Below are 20151 nucleotides of genomic sequence, written 5' to 3'. Positions count from 1 at the left end.
GGGTTGCTATCCCAAAACCATACAGTGAACACGAACACCAACACACGACCATCAAACAACCATGATCACCATGATGTGTAGATAAGTCTTCGGCCTATTAGTACCAGTCAACTCCACCAGTCTTCAGTCCCGGCTTCCATACCTGGCCTATCAACCCCGTCATCTACAGGGAGCCTCACACCCAACAAAAGGGCAAGGAGAACTCATCTCGAAGCAAGCTTCCCGCTTAGATGCTTTCAGCGGTTATCTCTCCCGAACGTAGCCAATCAGCCATGCACCTGGCGGTACAACTGACATACCAGAGGTTCGTCCGTCCCGGTCCTCTCGTACTAAGGACAGGCCTCCACAATTCTCCAACGCACGCAGCGGATAGGGACCGAACTGTCTCACGACGTTCTGAACCCAGCTCGCGTACCGCTTTAATGGGCGAACAGCCCAACCCTTGGGACCAACTCCAGCCCCAGGATGCGACGAGCCGACATCGAGGTGCCAAACCATGCCGTCGATATGGACTCTTGGGCAAGATCAGCCTGTTATCCCCGAGGTACCTTTTATCCGTTGAGCGACGGCCATTCCACAATGAACCGCCGGATCACTAGTCCCGACTTTCGTCCCTGCTCGACCTGCCAGTCTCACAGTCAAGCTCCCTTGTGCACTTACACTCAACACCTGATTGCCAACCAGGCTGAGGGAACCTTTGGGCGCCTCCGTTACTCTTTAGGAGGCAACCGCCCCAGTTAAACTACCCATCAGGCACTGTCCCTGACCCAGATCATGGGCCGAAGTTAGACATCCAATATGACCAGAGTGGTATTTCAACAACGACTCCACCACCACTAGCGTGATGACTTCACAGTCTCCCACCTATCCTACACAAGCCACACCGAACACCAATACCAAACTATAGTAAAGGTCACGGGGTCTTTCCGTCCTGCTGCGCGAAACGAGCATCTTTACTCGTACTGCAATTTCGCCGAGTTCATGGTTGAGACAGTAGGGAAGTCGTTACTCCATTCGTGCAGGTCGGAACTTACCCGACAAGGAATTTCGCTACCTTAGGATGGTTATAGTTACCACCGCCGTTTACTGGGGCTTAAATTCTCCGCTTCGACCCCGAAGGGCCTAACGAGTCCTCTTAACCTTCCAGCACCGGGCAGGAGTCAGTCCGTATACATCGTCTTGCGACTTCGCACGGACCTGTGTTTTTGATAAACAGTCGCTTCCCCCTGGTCTCTGCGACCCATACACGCTCCCCGGAGCAAGCCCGGTTCACGCTCAAGGTCCCCTTCTCCCGAAGTTACGGGGGCATTTTGCCGAGTTCCTTAACCATGATTCTCTCGAACGCCTTAGTATTCTCTACCTGATCACCTGTGTCGGTTTAGGGTACGGGCAACTAGAACCTCACGCCGATGCTTTTCTCGACAGCATAGGATCACCGAATCCCCCACCAAAGGGGGTCCCATCACATCTCAGGCACACGGGGCGCGCATTTAACAACACCCCACCCTACATGCTTAGACCACGACAACCACCGCGTGGCCCGGCTACCTTCCTGCGTCACACCTGTTAACACGCTTACCTCCCTGGCTCAGGCCCCACGCTCCCCACCAGAAGCCACACAAAATGCGGCCACAGCGGTTCGGGTGGTTAGTATCACCAGCTCAGTATGGACGGTCCTTCGTCGGTACGGGAATATCAACCCGTTATCCATCGACTACGCCTGACGGCCTCGCCTTAGGCCCCGACTAACCCAGGGAAGATTAGCTTGACCCTGGAACCCTTGATCATCCGGCGGATACGTTTCTCACGCATCATTCGCTACTCATGCCTGCATTCTCACTCGCATAGCCTCCACCACTCGTTCACACGGCAGCTTCACCGGCCACACGACGCTCCCCTACCCAACAACAAAACGCTGTTGCCACAACTTCGGCGGTGTACTTGAGCCCCGCTACATTGTCGGCGCAGAATCACTTGACCAGTGAGCTATTACGCACTCTTTCAAGGATGGCTGCTTCTAAGCCAACCTCCTGGTTGTCTCAGCAACTCCACATCCTTTCCCACTTAGCACACGCTTAGGGGCCTTAGTTGATGGTCTGGGCTGTTTCCCTCTCGACAATGAAGCTTATCCCCCACTGTCTCACTGCCACGCTAAAACTTACCGGCATTCGGAGTTTGGCAGACGTCAGTAACCCGATAAGGCCCATCAGCCAACCAGTAGCTCTACCTCCAGCAAGCAACACGCAACGCTGCACCTAAATGCATTTCGGGGAGAACCAGCTATCACAGAGTTTGATTGGCCTTTCACCCCTACCCACAGCTCATCCCCTCCATTTTCAACTGAAGTGGGTTCGGTCCTCCACGCGCTCTTACACGCGCTTCAACCTGGCCATGGGTAGATCACTCCGCTTCGGGTCTAGATCCTGCCACTCACACGCCCTCTTCAGACTCGCTTTCGCTACGACTACCCCACACGGGTTAACCTCGCGACAGAACACTAACTCGCAGGCTCATTCTTCAAAAGGCACGCCATCACCCCAAAAGGCTCTGACGGCTTGTAGGCACACGGTTTCAGGTACTATTTCACTCCCCTCCCGGGGTACTTTTCACCATTCCCTCACGGTACTGATCCACTATCGGTCACAAGAAAGTATTTAGACTTACCAGGTGGTCCTGGCAGATTCACACGAGATTTCACGGGCCCCGTGCTACTCGGGAAACAACACCATGCAGCAGCCACGGTTTCAGCTACAGGACTCTCACCCTCTACGGCACGCCATCCCAGGCGCTTCGCCTACCGCAACACACCACACCACCAGCCGGTAAGAACTGGCACGCATCACTCCCACAACCCCCATGATGCAACCCCTCACCGGTATCACACACCACAGGTTTAGTCTCATCCGCTTTCGCTCGCCACTACTCACAGAATCATTAGTTATTTTCTCTTCCTGAGGGTACTGAGATGTTTCACTTCCCCTCGTTCCCTCCACACACCCTATACATTCAGGTGCAGGTCACCACCCTTGACAAGTGGCGGGGTTCCCCCATTCGGAAATCCTCGAATCAACGTCCTGTTATCGACTCCCCGAGGCTTATCGCAGATTCACACGTCCTTCATCGGCTTCTTGTGCCAAGGCATCCACCGTGCGCCCTAAACAACTTAGCCACACACAGATAATCACAGATAAACTCAACAATCGCAGATACACCACACCCAGCAACCACCAGAAACCCAGCAGTCACCAGACACGGCATACCAGAATAAAATTGATGCTCGCGTCCACTATATAGTTCTCAAACAACAACCCACACCACCACCAACACCACACACAACGCATAGCACCAGCAGCAGCCAGGCAAACCCAAGACAACCACCCCAACCCACACCAGCAACAGGAAACCCATCACCAGCACGGGTCAGAAGCTCATTGCCTCAAAACCCAACAGCATGCTCCATCCACTCCACTCACCACACCACCAGCCACACAAGCCGGCAGCATGACAAGAACAGGCGCACATTCCACCCATGAGCAAACCCCACGCACCACACTCGGGCACGAACAGGGCCAACCAAAGTTGAGCTCCTTAGAAAGGAGGTGATCCAGCCGCACCTTCCGGTACGGCTACCTTGTTACGACTTAGTCCCAATCGCCAGTCCCACCTTCGACGACTCCCTCCACAAGGGTTAGGCCATCGGCTTCGGGTGTTACCAACTTTCGTGACTTGACGGGCGGTGTGTACAAGGCCCGGGAACGTATTCACCGCAGCGTTGCTGATCTGCGATTACTAGCGACTCCGACTTCATGGGGTCGAGTTGCAGACCCCAATCCGAACTGAGACCGGCTTTTTGGGATTAGCTCCACCTCACAGTATCGCAACCCATTGTACCGGCCATTGTAGCATGCGTGAAGCCCAAGACATAAGGGGCATGATGATTTGACGTCATCCCCACCTTCCTCCGAGTTGACCCCGGCAGTCTCCTATGAGTCCCCACCATCACGTGCTGGCAACATAGAACGAGGGTTGCGCTCGTTGCGGGACTTAACCCAACATCTCACGACACGAGCTGACGACAACCATGCACCACCTGTACACCAGCCCAAAAGGGAAGAACCATCTCTGGAACGATCCGGTGTATGTCAAGCCTTGGTAAGGTTCTTCGCGTTGCATCGAATTAATCCGCATGCTCCGCCGCTTGTGCGGGCCCCCGTCAATTCCTTTGAGTTTTAGCCTTGCGGCCGTACTCCCCAGGCGGGGCACTTAATGCGTTAGCTACGGCGCGGAAAACGTGGAATGTCCCCCACACCTAGTGCCCAACGTTTACGGCATGGACTACCAGGGTATCTAATCCTGTTCGCTCCCCATGCTTTCGCTCCTCAGCGTCAGTAACAGCCCAGTAACCTGCCTTCGCCATCGGTGTTCCTCCTGATATCTGCGCATTTCACCGCTACACCAGGAATTCCAGTTACCCCTACTGCACTCTAGCCTGCCCGTACCCACTGCACACCCGGAGTTAAGCCCCGGGCTTTCACAGCAGACGCGACAAGCCGCCTACGAGCTCTTTACGCCCAATAATTCCGGACAACGCTTGCGCCCTACGTATTACCGCGGCTGCTGGCACGTAGTTAGCCGGCGCTTCTTCTGCAGGTACCGTCACTTCCGCTTCTTCCCTGCTGAAAGAGGTTTACAACCCGAAGGCCGTCATCCCTCACGCGGCGTCGCTGCATCAGGCTTGCGCCCATTGTGCAATATTCCCCACTGCTGCCTCCCGTAGGAGTCTGGGCCGTGTCTCAGTCCCAGTGTGGCCGGTCACCCTCTCAGGCCGGCTACCCGTCGTCGCCTTGGTAGGCCATTACCCCACCAACCAGCTGATAGGCCGTGAGCCCATCTAAGACCAGTACATAACCCTTTCCACCACCAGCCCATGCGGGCAGTAGTCGCATCCGGTATTAGACCCAGTTTCCCAGGCTTATCCCAGAGTCAAAGGCAGGTCACTCACGTATTACTCACCCGTTCGCCACTCATCCACCCGGTGCAAGCACCAGGCTTCAGCGTTCGACTTGCATGTGTTAAGCACGCCGCCAGCGTTCGTCCTGAGCCAGGATCAAACTCTCCGTTGAAAAACAAAAAGCATGAACACTGGACTCATCAAAATAAATGAACAGCACAGCGCATCACCAGCCACGGGGTGGCCTCCACGCTGCACCAACACTCTGCATGATGACCACAGTCATTCACAAAAAATACTTGGTATGCACCATCAGAGTGAACAAAGCACACTATTGAGTTCTCAAACAACGAGCCTGTCTCGGCAACGCAGCTCCCGGTTCTTCGGAAGCCCGCTTCCGCGGCCGCCGGATCAACTGTAGTCCAGTCTTCCCGGCCGGTCAACCCGGCGTTTCCGCCGTGTTCACCTGCTGCTCCCCTTCCTCCCACATCGTGGTCGGGCCAAGCAGCGGATCCCCACTCTAGACCATCGGATCATCCGGCGCAAGCCGGTGCCGCGGTCCACGTGGGCCGCGCCGCCGCGGACCCTTCCGGGCCTCTCGGCGACTCGGTCAACAGTACACAGGCCACCGGAGGCCGGCAAGCCGGAGGAGCATGACGTGCATCGCACTTCCCGCGGCCCCCGGCCACCCGCCTGCGCTCAGGCCGCGGCCGCCCGACGTCGGGCCACCTCGTACAGGGTGATGCCCACCGCCATCGAGGCGTTCAGGGACTCCATCGCGCTGTCGATCGGGATGGAGACGATCTGATCGCAGTTCTCCGCGACCAGCCGCGACAGGCCCTTGCCCTCGGAGCCGGCGACGATGCACAGCGGCTCCGTGGCCAGCTCCAGCTCGGGCAGGGAGACCTCGCCGTCCCCGTCCAGCCCGACCACGAACACGCCCTGGGTCTTCAGGTCCTGGATGATCCGCGTCAGGTTGGTCGCCTTCGCCACCGGGATCCGCGACGCCGCACCGGCGCTGGTCTTCCAGGCCGAGGCCGTGACACCCGCGGCCCGGCGCTCCGGGACGATGACCGCCTGCCCGGCGAAGGCCGACACGCTGCGGATCACCGCCCCCAGGTTGCGCGGATCCGTGATCCCGTCCAGGGCCACGAACAGCGGGGGACGCTGCAGACGCCCCTCCTGCCAATCCGCCATGACGGCCCGGGTCAGATCCCCGGCGTCGGGGTACTTGTACTGCGGGGTCTGCAGGGCGACCCCCTGATGCACCGCGCCCTCGGTGAGCCGCTCGATCTCGCTGCGGGTGATCTCCAGGGCCGGCACGTCCAGCTTGGTCACGGTCGCGACGATCTCCTTGACCCGCTCATCGGCCTCGATGTTGGCCATGACGTACAGGTGCTTGGCGGGGATCCCCGCGCGCAGCGACTCCAGGACCGCGTTGCGCCCGGTCACCAGCTCCTCGCTCGTGCGCTTGCCGCCCAGCCGCTGGGAGGTGCGCCGGGCGGTGTTGGTGGCCTGGCGGTTGGCCGCGGCCCGCTTCATCTTGTGCGCCTTGTGATAGGGCCGGTCCTCCGCCTTGGGCGTAGGGCCCTTGCCTTCCAGGGCCTTGCGGCCGTGCCCGCCCGTGCCCTTCAGCGGACCCTTCTTGCCCTTCCGGATCGCCCCGGGTCGTCTGCTCTCAGCCATCTTCTGGTGTCCTCCGCGTCTTCGTGTCCTGCATGGGCGAGGGCCACCCGGCCCATCGCGTCGTCGTGTCCTGCGTGTGCTCCCGCCCGGAGCCTCACACGCTCCAGGTCGAGCCCTCGGGGCCGTCCTCCACCCGGACCCCGGCCGCGGCCAGCTGGTCCCGCAGCTCATCGGCGCGCGCCCACTCCCGCTGAGCCCGGGCCTGCGCGCGCTGATCCACCAGCGAGCGGACCAGGGCATCCAGGGCACGGTGCTCGGCGTCCCCGTCGGAGCCTGCCGAGCCGGCGAAGCTCATCAGGGAGCTCAGCCCGAGCACGTCGGTCATCGCCCGCACCTCGCGGGCGCGGGCCGCGGCATCCTGCGTGCGTCCCTCGGCCCGAGCGGCGTTGCCCGCGCGCACGGTCTCGTGCAGCACGGCCAGGGCCTGCGGGACGTTGAGGTCATCGTCCATCGCCTCGCCGAAGGCCTCCGGGACCTCGCCGGCCTCCGGGACCCCCGCCGCGACGAGGAAGGCCTCCACCCGCTCGACGGCGGTGCCCGCCTCCTCCAGGGAGGTCGGCCGGTAGTCCAGCACGGAGCGGTAATGGGCCTGACCCAGGTAGTAGCGCACCGCCAGGGGTCGGGCCGCGGCGAGCATATCCGCCGGAGAGACCGTGTTGCCGATGGACTTGGACATCTTCTCGCCCTCGTAGGTCACCAGCCCGTTGTGCAGCCAGAAGTTCGCGAAGCCGTATCCGGCCGCGGTGGACTGGGCCAGCTCGTTCTCGTGGTGCGGGAAGCGCAGGTCCAGCCCGCCGCCGTGGATGTCGAAGCGCTCGCCCAGATACTTCCCGGCCATCGCCGAGCACTCCAGGTGCCAGCCCGGCCGGCCTCGGCCCCACGGGGAATCCCAGGAGGCCGTCAGCGGCTCGCCCTCCTTGTGTCCCTTCCACAGGGCGAAGTCCCGGGGGTCGCGCTTGCCGCGCGGATCGGCGTCCGGGGCGTCCTGCATGTCCTCGACCCGCTGGCGGGTGAGGCTGCCGTAATCCGGCCAGGAGCGCACGTCGAAGTAGACGTCACCGGAGTCATCCAGGGCGGGGTAGGCGTGGCCGCGCTCGATCAGCCGGGCGATCAGCGCGTGCATCTCCGGGATGTGCCCGGTGGCCCGCGGCTCGTAGGTGGGCGGGTCGATGCCCAGGGCCGCGTAGGCGTCGGCGAAGACCTTCTCGAAGCGGTAGGCCAGCGCCCACCACGGCTCATCCGGGTGCTCCCCCGTGTAGCCCGGGGCACTGGAGGCCTCGGCGTTGGCGAGGATCTTGTCGTCGATGTCCGTCACGTTGCGCACCGTGGTCACCCGGTACCCGCGGTGCTGAAGCCAGCGCCGCAGCAGGTCGAAGACCAGGGCGGAGCGGACGTGGCCGATGTGCGGGGCGCCCTGGACGGTCGCGCCGCAGTAGTACAGCCGGGCCTCACCCGGATGCACGGGCTGGAAATCGCGGATGGCGGCGGTATCGGTGCTGTAGAAACGCAGACTCACCCGGCCCAGTCTACCGATGCGCCCCCGCGCGGCAGCGCCGTGCGGTCACACCGGTTCACCCGCGCACGACGACGGGCGCGCCCCCTCCGCGCGGGAAGGGGGACGCGCCCGTCGTCGGCTCCGCGGCGGGGCCGCGGAAGTCACTTCTTCGCCGGCTCGGCCTCCTGGGCGGCCTCGGTGCCCTCGGCCAGGATCCGATCCAGTTCCGCCTCCGCGGCGTCCTCGTCGATGTCCCGCGCCAGGGCCACCTCCGAGGAGAGGATCTGGCGGGCCTTGGACAGCATCCGCTTCTCCCCGGCCGACAGGCCCTTGACCTGCTCGCGACGCCACAGATCGCGCACCACCTCGGCGACCTTCAGCACGTCGCCGGAGGCCAGCTTCTCCGTGTTGGCCTTGAAGCGCCGGGACCAGTTGGCGGCCTCCTCGACATCGGAGGCCTGCAGCACGGAGATGACCTCGGCCAGGCCCTCCTCGTCGACGACGTCGCGCACCCCGACCATGTCCACGTTGTCCGCGGGGACCTCGATCGTCAGATCCCCCTGGGCCACCTGGAGCTTCAGATAGGTCTTCTCCTCGCCCTTGATCACGCGGGTCTTGATCTCCTCGATCGTGGCCGCTCCGTGATGCGGATACACGACGGTCTCGCCGACCTCAAAAAGCATATGGTCTACCCCTTTCAGCCCGTCTATCCTAGCACGCGCGTGGGCTTGCTCACCGATCCCGATCGGTCGGGCCGCAACCCGGGTGCACCGGAAGGCACCCGGGCGGCACGACGCGGCCATACCCACCGCGGGTGTCATGCTGACGCATCGTCGCCACAAGGGGCTAGACTGGGGCCGCACAGGCCCTGTCCCCGACCGCGCCCACCCGGGCGCGAGACGGACACGGCGCACCGCATCACCACATCTCGAGGAGTCCTACGTGACGTTCGCACCCCGCTCAGGCGCCCGCCGCATCGGAGCGACCGCGGCGCTGGCCGCGGCCGTGCTCACGGCCACCGCCGGCTGCGGCTACATCCACCAGCAGCCCACGACCTTCCACTACGACGCCTCCGACGGTGTGAGTGCCAACGTCGGGGACATCCGGGTGCGCAACATCATGGTCGTCGCCAACGACGCCGACTCCGAGGGCCGCCTGCTCGGCACCGTGCTCAACGGCGCGGACCGGGCGGCGACCGTCACCGTGGACACCGGCAAGGCCACCGCCCGCATCGAGGTGCCCGCCAACTCCGAGGTCCACCTCGAAGACGACGAGACCCTCGTGGACCCGGCCGGGGTGCTGCCGGGCAAGATGCTGGAGGGCACGAAGATCTCCGTGGGCGGGCAGTCCACCACCACCGACGTCCCCGTGCTCAACGGCGCGCTGGACGAGTACCGCCAGTACATCCCCGGCGGCTCCGACTACACCCCGCCGGCCAAGCCCACCGAGGGCCACGGGCACTGATGACCCCGGGGCCGAGCGCCCCTCCCCCGTCACCCGCACGCGAGAACGGCCCCGCCGCCTGCCCAGAGCAGGAGGCGGGGCCGTCGTCGTGATCGGCGGCCTTCGCCCGGCCCGGCCTCAGTCCTCGAACTTGTAGCCCAGACCCCGGACCGTGACGAGGTGGCGGGGGTGGGAGGGGTCCGGCTCGATCTTGGAGCGCAGCCGCTTGATGTGCACATCCAGGGTCTTGGTGTCCCCGACGTAGTCGCTGCCCCAGACCCGCTCGATCAGCTGCCCGCGGGTCAGCACCCGCCCGGCGTTGCGCAGCAGCAGCTCCAGCAGCTCGAACTCCTTCAGCGGCATCGACACCGCCTCGCCCTGCACGCTGACCACGTGCCGGTCCGGGTCCAGGCGCACCGGCCCACCCTGCACCACCGCGTCCACCGGATCCTCCCGATCCGTGCGGCGACGCAGCACCGCCCGGATCCGGGCCAGCAGCTCCCGGGAGGAGTACGGCTTCGTCACGTAGTCATCCGCGCCGAGCTCCAGACCCAGCACCTTGTCGATCTCCGCGTCCTTGGCCGTGAGCATGATGATCGGCACGGAGGAGCGCTGACGCAGCTGGCGGCACACCTCGGTGCCCGACTGCCCGGGCAGCATCAGATCCAGCAGCACCAGATCCGCCCCGGAGCGCTCGAAGCGCTCGACGGCGTCCAGGCCGTCCTCGCTGACCGTCACCTCGAAGCCCTCCCTGCCCAGCAGGAAGGCCAGCGGCTCGCTCAGGGCCTGCTCATCCTCCACCACCAAGATCCTCGTCATGCTCCGGTCTCCTCCTTCCGGTCCCGGAGCCTGCCGGGACCGACCTCGTGTGCGTGTGCTGTGCGTGCTGCGGTCTCGGCCGGCGCGGGCACGCGCCCCGGGGTGGCCGGGGCGGTGAGCACCTCCACCGGCGGGGCCGGGGAACCCGCGGGGATGCCGTCGCCCTCGGCCAGCTCGCGCTGGGCCTGCTCATCCACCTCCGGCAGGCTCATGGTGAACGTGGAGCCCTGCCCGGGGGTGGACCAGACGCTGATCTCCCCGCCGTGCTGGGCCGTCACGTGCTTGACGATCGACAGTCCCAGGCCCGTCCCGCCGGTCTGCCGGGAGCGGGCGGCGTCGACCCGGTAGAACCGCTCGAAGATCCGATCCTGCTCCGCCTCGGGGATGCCCGGGCCCTGATCCTTGACCGAGATGCGCACCGTGCCGTCCTTGGAGCGGATCCCCACCCCGATCCGGGTGTTCTCCGGGGAGTAGCGGATCGCGTTGTCGATGAGGTTGCGCAGCGCCGTCATGAGCATCTCCGGGTCCCCGTGCACCGGGCGCGGCGCCGTGCCGCCGATGCGCAGGGAGATGGACTTGGCCTCGGCCGGCAGCCGGTTGCGGTCCACGGCCTCGCGCACCGTCCGGTTCACATCCACCACCCGGCCCTCCTGGACCACGTCCGTGCCCTGCAGGCGGGAGAGCTCGATGACGTCGTGCACCAGGGCCGTGAGCCGCTCGGACTCCTTGTGCAGGCGGCGGGTGAAGTGGCGCACGGCCTCCTCGTCCCCGGCCGCGGAGTCGATGGCCTCGGCGAGCAGACGCACCGCGCCCACCGGCGTCTTCAGCTCGTGGGAGACGTTGGCGACGAAGTCCGTGCGGATCGCCTGGGCCCGGGTGATCTCCGTGCGGTCATCGGCCAGCAGCAGGATGTACTCATCGGCCACCGGCGCGATGCGCACGTTGAGGATGAGCACCGAGCGGCCCGTGGCGCCGCGGGAGATCTCCACGGTGCGCTCCACGATGACGCCGCTGCGCCGGACCTGGCGGATCAGCTCCACCAGCTCCTCCTGCACGATCTCGTGCCCGCGCACCAGGCCGTAGGCGTAGGAGGCCTGCGAGGCGCGCACGACGCCGTCCACCGCGTCCACCACCACGTAGGCCCGGCCCACGACGGCCAGCACCTGCGCGGCGCCGTCGCTGATGACCGGCTCCTCCACCAGGGCCCAATCCGAGCGCTGGCGGTCGCTGCGGCGCATGGCGACGTGGCTGAGCAGGCCCAGCCCGGCGCCGATCAGACCGCACAGCACGGCGATGGCTACGGGACTCACGGGCACCAGCTTAGCGGGGCGCCTGCGCCCATCGGCCTCCGACGACGCCCGGCACCGGAGGTTCACCTGCCGTTCATCCCCGCGCGCCCCGCCCGTTCATCCCGGCCCGGCACCATGGGAGACCGATGCGCCCCGCCGCGTCCCTCGCCGCACCATCGCGGCGTCGGGCACCCGCGGGGCGGCCCCACCCACCATGAGCGCCCCGCAGACCGAGAGCCCGGGCGCAGGAAAGGACCGAGCACCGTGCGCACCGTCTTCCAGGCCGAGCTCCAGCAGATCGGCGAGGACCTCGTGGAGATCTCCGATCTGGTGCGCGCCGCACTGATCCGGGCCTCCGAATCCCTGTTCGAGGCCGACGTCGAGCTGGCCGAGGAGGTCATCTCCGATGATGCCCGGATCGACCTGCGCCAGACCCAGCTGGATGAGCGCGCGATCGACCTGCTGGCCCTGCAGGCCCCGGTGGCCTCGGATCTGCGCCGCATCGTCGCGGCCCTGCGGATGAGCGCGTCCCTGGAGCGCATGGGGGATCTGGCCCGGCACCTGTCCCAGACCGCGCGGCTGCGCTACCCCGAGTCCGTCATCCCGGAGCCCCTGCTGGGGACCTTCCGGGAGATGGCGGACCTGGACCTGCGCATCGTGGAGGCGGTGACCCGGCTGCTCACGAGCCAGGACCTGGCCGACGCCGACGCGATCCACACCGCGAAGGCCCGGCTGAACGAGCTGCACGCCTCCGTGTTCGGGTCGGTGGCCGAGGGCGGCTGGTCCCCGGAGACGACCGTGGACATCGCCCTGGTCTCCCGGTACCTGGAGCGCTTCGGGGACCACGGCGTCGCGGTGGCCCGGAAGGTGGCCTACCTGGTCACCGGGGAGTGGGACGCCGGGCGGGACCTGCCCTCCGCCCCCTGAGCCCGGCCGGCCGATCGGCCGGAGGCACGACCCGGCTCAGGATGGGGCCGGGCACCGAGCATCCCCGCAGAGACGGGGGAAGGGGCCCGCACCGAGCGACTCGGTGCGGGCCCCTTCCTCCGTGGGCGCCGGGTGCGGCGGACGGGCTACTTGCCCTGGTTCGCCACGGCCTTGATGGCCTCCTCGGCGTTGGGATCCAGGTACTCGCCGGGCTTGACGGGCTTCAGGTCCTCGTCCAGCTCGTAGTACAGCGGGATGCCGGTCGGGATGTTCAGCCCGGAGATGTCCTCATCCGAGATGCCGTCCAGGTGCTTGACCAGCGCGCGCAGGGAGTTCCCGTGCGCGGCGACCAGCACGGTCTTGCCGGCCTTCAGGTCCGGGACGATGCCGTCCTTCCAGTACGGCAACATCCGCTCGAGCACGTCCTTGAGGCACTCGGTGCGGGGGGCGTCGGCCACGTCCGCGTAGCGGGGGTCATGGGCCTGGGAGAACTCGTCGTCGTCCTCGATGGCCGGCGGCGGCACGTCGTAGGAGCGGCGCCACTGCATGAACTGGTCCTCGCCGTACTTCTCGCGGATCTCGGACTTGTTCTTGCCCTGCAGCGCGCCGTAGTGCCGCTCGTTCAGGCGCCAGCTGCGCTTGACGGGGATCCACAGGCGGTCCGCCTCATCCAGGGCGATGTTCGCGGTGTTCATCGCCCGGCGCAGCAGCGAGGTGTGCACGACCTCGGGCAGGATGTCGCGCTCCTTCAGCAGCGCGCCGCCCTTCTTCGCCTCCGCGCGTCCCTGCTCGGACAGGGGGACATCCACCCATCCCGTGAACAGGTTCTCCTTGTTCCATTCGCTCTGTCCGTGCCGCAGCAGCACGAGCTTGTATGTCTCAGCCATGCCCCCATTCTCGCACCGACGGCGGGGTCAGGGAAGGACCGGCACGGGGTGCGCCGCCTCGCACCGGGTGGGGACGCGGCTCTCAGCGCCGACGCCGCGGGGCCACCTCCGGCTTCACATCCGCCAGGTACACCCCGACGATCACGGCCGCTACCAGCTGCAGGAACAGGGAGGAGCTGCCGCCGCCGAAGGAGGTCCACGCCGAGAGCAGCGCGACCAGCAGGCTGCCGCCGGTCAGCGCCAGCCAGAAGCCCTTGGTCCGCTTGCCCATGACCTCGAAGGCGCTGGGCTGGGCGGAGACCGCGGTGACGAAGGCGTAGATCGCCAGCACGACCAGCAGCAGGGCCAGGGCGAGGTTGATGCCGAATTCCAGGGCCATCACGATGCGCAGCACGAACATGTGCCACAGCCTAGCCGAGACCCCCGCCGCACGGGCTGTCCCCAGCCGCCCCGCGGCCGCGGGGCGGGGTTCGGATACCCTGGGCAGGTGACTGACGCGCTGAGCTACCACCCTGAGGCCCCGGGCACCGCCGACCAGGCCCTGCCCGGGACGTTCCTGGCCCTGGAGGGCGGGGACGGCGGCGGCAAGTCCACCCAGGCCCGGCTGCTGGCCCAGCGCCTGGAGGCCGCCGGGGCCGACGTCGTGCTGACCCGCGAACCCGGCGGCACCCCCCTCGGCGAGCGCGTCCGCAAGCTGCTCCTGGACCCCGACCACGGCGAGATGGACGCCCGCGCGGAGGCCCTGCTCTACGCCGCGGCCCGCGCCGCCCACGCACAGCAGACCATCCGCCCGGCCCTGGCCCGCGGGGCCGTGGTGATCTGCGACCGCTACCTGGACTCCTCCGCGGCCTACCAGGGCGCCGGACGCGGCCTCGGCGAGCAGACGATCGCGGACCTGTCCCGCTGGGCCACCCGCGAGCTGCTGCCGGATATGACCCTGTTCCTCCAGGTGCCCGACGACGACGCCCGGGCCCGCCTGGCCGCCCGCGGTGCGGCCCCGGACCGGCTGGAGGCCGAACCGGACGCCTTCCGCGCCCGCACCGCGGACGCTTTCCGGGCCCTGGCCGCCCGCGGCGGGAACCGTCAGGCCGTGGACGGGCGGGGCGAGGTGGCCGAGGTGGCCGCGCGCATCGACGCCGTGATCGGCGAGCACCTGCCGTACCTGGGTGCGCTGCTCACCGGTACCGCTGCGCCGGAGGCTCGGGCGTGAGCGTCTGGGATCAGCTGGTGGGCCAGGAGGCGGCCGTGGCCCAGCTGCGTCGGGCGGCCGCCCAGAGCGCCCCGGCCCACGCCTGGCTGTTCACCGGCCCGCCCGGCTCCGGGCGCTCCACCGCCGCCCGCGCCCTGGCCGCGGCCCTGCTGTGCGACCAGGAGGATCCGGGCGAGCGCGGCTGCGGGCGGTGCCGCTCCTGCCGCACCACGATGGCCGGCTCCCACGCCGACGTCACGGACTTCGCCACCGAGAACCTCACGATCAAGATCGAGGAGGCCCGGGACCTGGTGGTGCGCGCCCAGGACCGGCCCGCCGTCGGGCGCTGGCGGATCATCATCGTGGAGGACGCGGACCGGATGCCCGAGCGCACCTCCAACGTGCTGCTCAAGGCCATCGAGGAGCCGCCGCCGCACACCGTGTGGCTGCTGTGCGCGCCCAGCCCGGTGGACGTGCTGGTGACCATCCGCTCCCGGTGCCGGCCCGTGCGCCTGAAGGTCCCCGCCCCCGAGGAGGTGGCTCGACTGCTCAGCCGGCGCGACGGCGTCGAGGAGACCACCGCGCTGCAGGCGGCCCGCCTGGCCCAGGGGCACGTGGGCATCGCCCGGCGTCTGGCCCTGGATCCGCAGGCCCGCCAGCGCCGGGAGGACGTGGTGCGCCTGCCGCTGGGTCTGGACGGGATCGGGGCGGCCGTGGCCGCGGCGGATCGGCTGATCGCCACCGCGGAGGCGGAGGCCGCCGCGGATGCCGAGGAGCGCAACGAAGCCGAGCGGGCGCAGCTGCTGGTCAGCCTGGGCGCCCCGGAGTCTGGGCGGCTGCCGCCGAACATCCAGGCGGCGGTGCGCCGACTGGAGGAGGACCAGAAGCGCCGCTCCCGGCGCATCCAGGTGGACACCCTGGATCGCTTCCTCATCGACCTGTCCACCTTCTACCGGGACGTGCTGACCCTGCAGCTGGAGTCCGGCTCCACCCTGGTCAACCGGCACCTGCAGCGGGAGCTGGCCGACTACGCGCTGAACTCCTCCCCCGAGCGGACGCTGGAGCAGCTGGACACCATCGCCCTGACCCGCCGGCGGATCTCCACCAACGCCAACCCGCGCCTGGCCTTCGAGGCGATGGCCGCGGCCCTGATGCTGCGGCACTGACGGCGCGGGGGCCGTCGGAGCGCCGACGCCGCGGGCGGGCCGGGCGCCGAGCCGGCGGGGCCCGGGCCCGCCCCGAAAGGCCTCAGTTGCGGAAGCCGTGCACCGGGGAGGGGATGGTCCCGGAGCGGGCGACGAAGACCTCCGGGGACGCCTCGTGCACCGGCATCACCGGGGCCCGGCCCAGCAGGCCGCCGAACTCCACCATCTCCCCGACCCCCAGCCCGATCGCCGGGATCAGGCGCACCGCGGTGGTCTTGTGGTTCATCACCCCGATCGCAGCCTCATCGGCGATCATCGCGGACAGCGTGGCCGCGGAGGTCTGCCCCGGCACGGCCACCATGTCCAGACCCACCGAGCAGATCGCGGTCATCGCCTCGAGCTTGTCCAAGGTGATCGCCCCGGCCGCGGCGGCCTCGATCATCCCGATGTCCTCCGAGACGGGGATGAAGGACCCGGACAGCCCGCCCACCCGGGAGCAGGCCATCAGCCCGCCCTTCTTCATCGCGTCGTTGAGCAGCGCCAGAGCCGCCGTCGTCCCGTGGGTGCCGACCGTCTCCAGGCCCAGCTCCTCCAGGACCCGGGCCACCGAATCCCCGACCTCCGCGGTGGGCGCCAGGGACAGGTCCACGATCCCGAACTCCGTGTCCAGGCGCTGGGAGGCCAGGGACCCGACCAGCTGCCCCACCCGGGTGATCTTGAACGCGGCCTTCTTGATGGTCTCCGCGGCCACATCCAGCGGGGCGCCGGGCACCTTCTCCAGGGCCCGCTTGACCACCCCCGGCCCGGACACGCCCACCGAGACCACGGTGTCCGCCTCCTGCACCCCGTGGAAGGCGCCGGCCATGAACGGGTTGTCCGAGACCGCGTTGGCGAAGACCACCAGCTTGGCGCACCCGAAGCCGTGGGCATCGGCCGTCAGCTCCGCGGTCTCGCGGATCACCTCGCCCATGGTGCGCACCGCGTTCATGTTGATCCCGGCGCGGGAGGAGCCGATGTCCACGGAGGAGCACACGACGTCGGTCTCGGCCAGGGCCTGCGGGATCGAGGCCATCAGGGCCCGGTCCGCCGGCGTCGCGCCCTTGTCCACCAGGGCGGAGAACCCGCCGATGAAGTCCACCCCCACGGCCTTGGCCGCGGCGTCCAGGGTGCGGGCGTACTCGGTGAGGTCCTGCTCCCCGCTGGCGGCGGCCACCAGCGCGATCGGGGTGACCGCGACCCGCTTGTTGATGATCGGGATGCCCAGCTCCCGTTCGATCCCCTGGCACACCTGCACCAGCCGGGCCGCGCGCGTGGTGATCTTCTCGTAGATCCGACGCCGGGCGGTGTCCCCATCCCCGTCGATGCAGTCCAGCAGGGAGATGCCCATCGTGACCGTGCGGATGTCGAGGCGGTCCTCCTCGATCATCTGGATGGTCTCGAGGATGTTCGCGTTGGTGTCGATCATGCGGGCCCCCTAGAGCTGGTGCATCGCGTCGAAAATGGCCTCGGACTGGATGCGCACGATCACGCCCATCTGCTCCTGCACCGCGGCCATGTCCTCCTGGATCGCCTCGATGGAGCCGGCGGCGTCGTCGAAGGAGCCCTGCATGATCATGGTGAAGTACCCGTCCATGAGGGTCTGGGAGACGTTGAGGATGTTCACCTCCAGCGCGGCCAGGCGGGTGGCGACCGCGGCGATGATGCCCACGCGGTCCGGGCCGGTGACGGTCAGGATGATCTTCATGGCTGCTCCTCGGTGTGCTGCCGGGTGGATGGGGTCTCGGTGGGGTGCGGGGCCTCCCGGCCGTAGGCCCGGCGCAGGGAGATCCGCCCGTCGTCGTTGATCATGCGGGCCGTGCCGCGCAGGTCGATGGGACGGCCGCGGGAGTCGAAGGCGATGCCCACCCACCGCGAGCGCGGATCCGAATCGATGAGCACGGCCTTGAAGAACAGGGTCAGCGGCACCGCGAGGATCGCGCCGAGCGGCCCGATGACGGCGGACCAGAACATCAGGGACAGGAACGTGACCGTGGTGTTCAGCCCGACGGCGTCGCCGGTGATCTTCGGCTGGATCACCGCCTGGGCGACGAAGTTGATCACGGAGAACCAGACGATGACCCACAGCGCGGTGGCCGGGCCGCCGTCGAGCAGGCCCAGCAGCGCCGGGGGGATCACCCCGATGACGAAGCCGATGTTGGGGATGTAGTTGGTGACGAAGGCGAACACGCCCCACGTGAAAGCCAGGGGCACCCCCAGCCACAGCAGCACCAGCCAGTCCAGGGCCGCGACGATCGCACCGAACACGGTGTTGACGATCCAGTACTTGGAGGTGCGGCGGGAGAAGTCCTCGAAGGCCTGGCCCAGCCCCTGCTGGGCGGCCAGCAGCTGGCCCCGGCGGCCCTGGATGATCGTGGAGTCGATCATGAGGAAGGCCACGACCATGACGAGCACGAACAGCTGCGAGCCGACCGAGGACAGCCCGGTCAGCACGGTGGTCAGGGCGGTGATGATGCGGCTGGGCTGGGCGTATTCCAGCACCGAGTTGCCGAGGTCCGTCTCGTTGATGCCCCACTGGGTCAGCAGATCCCGCAGCTGCACGTAGAGGGTCTGGAACTTCCCGGCGTAGTCCGGGGCCTTCTCCACCAGGGCCATCACGGAGTAGGCCATGGACCCGACGATGGCCAACAGGATGGCGTACAGCAGCACCGCCACACCCGCGCCGGCGATCCAGCCCGGCACCTTCCGGTCCGTCAGCCACAGCCGCAGGGGACGCACCGCGATGACCAGGGAGAAGGCGAGGAAGGCCGGACCGAAGACGTCCGCGACGTACTGCAGTCCCACCATGAGCACGACGAGCCCGGCCAGGGTCAGCACGGAGACCGCGCCCAGGGGCGCTCCCGGGCGGGGGGTTGCCGCCGGGTCCGCCTCCACCGCCTGCGGCTCGTCCTGCCAGGGGGCCAGGTCGCTGCGGTGCGGCGTGATGGGGCGGGCGGAGTCGGTCCGTTCGGGGTCCTGGGCGGCTGCCTCCGGATCCTGGGCGGACGCCGTGGAGCCCTGGGCGGGCTCGGCCGGGCGCGGCTCAGACATGGCTGGCGCAGTACAGTCGGCCGGCCCCGGTCAGGACCAGGTCATCCGGGGTGCCGGTGTGCAGCAGGGAGTCGGTGCCGCGCAGCCGGTGGACGACGCCGTCCGGGCCGGTCACCTCGACCTCGCCGTCGGTGCACAGCAGGGCGGAAAGCCCCTCGCAGCGGAAGCTCAGCGGCTCCTGGCCGTCCAGATCCAGCCGGGTCACGCTCAGCGTCGGGTCCCAGGTGGCGTAGCGGTGCACGCCCGGGGCCACCTCCTCGGGCCCGCGCAGCGGCGGGGCCGGCTGATCCGGGACCAGCACGGTGAGCATCTGCTCCACGTCCACGTGCTTGGGCGTCAGGCCCGCCCGCATGACGTTGTCCGAGGCCTCCATGATCTCCACGGCCGTGCCGGAGACGTAGGCGTGCACCTGCCCGGCGGGGGTGTGCGCGGACTGGCCCGGCTCCAGGAACAGCTGGTTCATGGCCGTGGCCACGAGGATGCCCCGGTCCCCCGGGTACGCCTCATCCAGCAGCAGCACCAGGTCCGCCAGGGCGGTGATCCGCTCCCCGGCGGCCTCCTGATGGGCGGGGGTGCGGTGCGGGTCGAAGGGGTGCTCGGCCGCCCAGTCCCGGGCCGCGGCCACCGTGACCTGCAGGTCCCGGGCCGCGGCGGCGTCGTCGGCGTCGAAGATGGCGCGGATCAGGGCGGCGGCGTCCAGCTGCGCCTTCTCCGCCAGCCACCGCAGATCCAGGGCCTCGGCGATCTCGCGCAGCTGCTCGGCCGGGCGGATGCCGGTGAGGATGCGCACCGGGGAGACGGCGATGACGGTCTCCGGCTTGGCGCCGCGATCCCTGTAATTGCGATGCGGGGCATCCACCGGGACCCCGGCGGCCTCCTCCGCGGCGAAGCCGACCTCGGCCTGCTCCCGGGAGGGGTGCACCTGCAGGGACAGGGGCGCGGCGATCGCCAGGATCTTGAACAGGAAGGGGAAGCGGTCCGCACCCTCGGGCAGGAACCGCTGCGGCTCGGCCTCCACGGCCTCGGCCAGGGAGCGCTCGACTCCGTCCTGCACCAGGACGGACGGGGACTTGGGATGCGCGCCGACCCACAGCTCGGCCTCCGGCTCCGGGGCGGGCACGGGGGCGCCCCGCATCTGCGCGAGCGTGTCCCGGGTGCCCCAGGCGTAGTGCTGGATCGGATTGCGCATGGCATGAAGGTGGCCCATGGTCCCCCATGAAACCACACCGGGCG

The 20151-nt window shown here is 67.6% G+C and carries 15 protein-coding genes and 2 rRNA genes; 4 read left to right on the top strand and 13 right to left on the bottom strand.

Features of this window, described 5'->3' with window-relative positions; genetic code table 11:
• Positions 1-77: 77 nt before the first annotated feature.
• The 5 genes from I6G21_RS06045 to I6G21_RS06025 form a co-directional block, all read right to left on the bottom strand.
• Positions 78-3169: ribosomal RNA gene (locus tag I6G21_RS06045) — 23S ribosomal RNA — on the bottom strand.
• Positions 3170-3592: 423 nt separating this feature from the next.
• Positions 3593-5123 (bottom strand): 16S ribosomal RNA (locus I6G21_RS06040).
• The 16S and 23S rRNA genes sit together here, the layout of an rRNA operon.
• A 527-nt stretch (positions 5124-5650) precedes the next feature.
• Positions 5651-6637 carry a 23S rRNA (guanosine(2251)-2'-O)-methyltransferase RlmB gene (gene rlmB / locus I6G21_RS06035; RefSeq protein ID WP_129357905.1) on the bottom strand — a complete coding sequence of 329 codons (987 nt, stop codon included), beginning with the start codon at positions 6635-6637 and terminating at the stop codon, positions 5651-5653.
• A 94-nt stretch (positions 6638-6731) separates the two neighbouring features.
• Positions 6732-8153 carry a cysteine--tRNA ligase gene (gene cysS / locus I6G21_RS06030; protein ID WP_129357906.1) on the bottom strand — a complete coding sequence of 474 codons (1422 nt, stop codon included), beginning with the start codon at positions 8151-8153 and terminating at the stop codon, positions 6732-6734.
• A gap of 140 nt (positions 8154-8293) precedes the next feature.
• On the bottom strand, positions 8294-8815 hold the full coding sequence (locus tag I6G21_RS06025) for a CarD family transcriptional regulator (protein WP_058730287.1): 522 nt from the start codon (positions 8813-8815) through the stop codon (positions 8294-8296).
• A gap of 259 nt (positions 8816-9074) precedes the next feature.
• Here I6G21_RS06025 and I6G21_RS06020 point away from each other — a divergent pair, with 259 nt between their 5' ends.
• A complete protein-coding gene (locus I6G21_RS06020; protein WP_058730286.1) occupies positions 9075-9596 on the top strand; it encodes a hypothetical protein in 522 nt (173 codons plus the stop codon).
• Positions 9597-9713: 117 nt separating this feature from the next.
• On the opposite strand, the gene I6G21_RS06015 is transcribed toward I6G21_RS06020, so the two are convergent.
• Entirely contained in the window at positions 9714-10394 is a 681-nt protein-coding gene (locus tag I6G21_RS06015) for a response regulator transcription factor (RefSeq protein WP_058730285.1), read from the bottom strand.
• Positions 10391-11704, bottom strand: a complete 1314-nt coding sequence (locus tag I6G21_RS06010) for a sensor histidine kinase (RefSeq protein ID WP_129357907.1) — start codon at positions 11702-11704, stop codon at positions 10391-10393. Before I6G21_RS06010 ends, I6G21_RS06015 begins: the two co-directional genes overlap by 4 nt.
• A 243-nt stretch (positions 11705-11947) precedes the next feature.
• Here I6G21_RS06010 and phoU point away from each other — a divergent pair, with 243 nt between their 5' ends.
• A complete protein-coding gene (phoU, locus tag I6G21_RS06005) occupies positions 11948-12610 on the top strand; it encodes a phosphate signaling complex protein PhoU (RefSeq protein ID WP_058730284.1) in 663 nt (220 codons plus the stop codon).
• Between the two features lie 146 nt (positions 12611-12756).
• Here the strand turns inward: phoU and I6G21_RS06000 are convergent, their stop codons facing one another.
• Both I6G21_RS06000 and I6G21_RS05995 read right to left on the bottom strand, forming a co-directional pair.
• Positions 12757-13497 carry a phosphoglyceromutase gene (locus tag I6G21_RS06000; RefSeq protein WP_058730283.1) on the bottom strand — a complete coding sequence of 247 codons (741 nt, stop codon included), beginning with the start codon at positions 13495-13497 and terminating at the stop codon, positions 12757-12759.
• 82 nt (positions 13498-13579) lie between these two features.
• Complete coding sequence (locus I6G21_RS05995) at positions 13580-13897, bottom strand: DUF2516 family protein (RefSeq protein WP_099049771.1); 318 nt, start codon at positions 13895-13897, stop codon at positions 13580-13582.
• 87 nt (positions 13898-13984) lie between these two features.
• Between I6G21_RS05995 and tmk the strand changes: the two genes are divergently transcribed.
• A complete protein-coding gene (tmk, locus tag I6G21_RS05990; RefSeq protein ID WP_081101704.1) occupies positions 13985-14707 on the top strand; it encodes a dTMP kinase in 723 nt (240 codons plus the stop codon).
• Positions 14704-15852, top strand: coding sequence for a DNA polymerase III subunit delta' (locus I6G21_RS05985; protein WP_061225919.1), 1149 nt, complete (start codon positions 14704-14706; stop codon positions 15850-15852). The genes tmk and I6G21_RS05985 overlap by 4 nt, the downstream gene beginning before the upstream one ends.
• Before the next feature lie 82 nt (positions 15853-15934).
• Here I6G21_RS05985 and I6G21_RS05980 read toward each other — a convergent pair whose 3' ends face one another.
• From I6G21_RS05980 to manA, 4 genes are read right to left on the bottom strand one after another with little or no spacing between them, the layout of a single operon-like run.
• Positions 15935-17296 (bottom strand): PFL family protein, encoded by a 1362-nt coding sequence (locus tag I6G21_RS05980; protein ID WP_100463833.1) that lies wholly within the window; start codon positions 17294-17296, stop codon positions 15935-15937.
• Positions 17297-17305: 9 nt separating this feature from the next.
• Entirely contained in the window at positions 17306-17575 is a 270-nt protein-coding gene (locus I6G21_RS05975) for an ACT domain-containing protein (protein ID WP_058730281.1), read from the bottom strand.
• A complete protein-coding gene (locus tag I6G21_RS05970; RefSeq protein WP_129357908.1) occupies positions 17572-18918 on the bottom strand; it encodes an AI-2E family transporter in 1347 nt (448 codons plus the stop codon). Before I6G21_RS05970 ends, I6G21_RS05975 begins: the two co-directional genes overlap by 4 nt.
• Positions 18911-20107, bottom strand: a complete 1197-nt coding sequence (manA, locus tag I6G21_RS05965) for a mannose-6-phosphate isomerase, class I (RefSeq protein WP_224799809.1) — start codon at positions 20105-20107, stop codon at positions 18911-18913. Before manA ends, I6G21_RS05970 begins: the two co-directional genes overlap by 8 nt.
• Between the last annotated feature and the right edge of the window lie 44 nt (positions 20108-20151).

This window comes from Rothia kristinae (genome assembly GCF_016028855.1).
Lineage (GTDB): Bacteria > Actinomycetota > Actinomycetes > Actinomycetales > Micrococcaceae > Rothia > Rothia kristinae.
The sequence above is the reverse complement of the archived record's forward strand: the minus strand, read 5'-3'. Positions and strand labels throughout refer to the sequence as shown.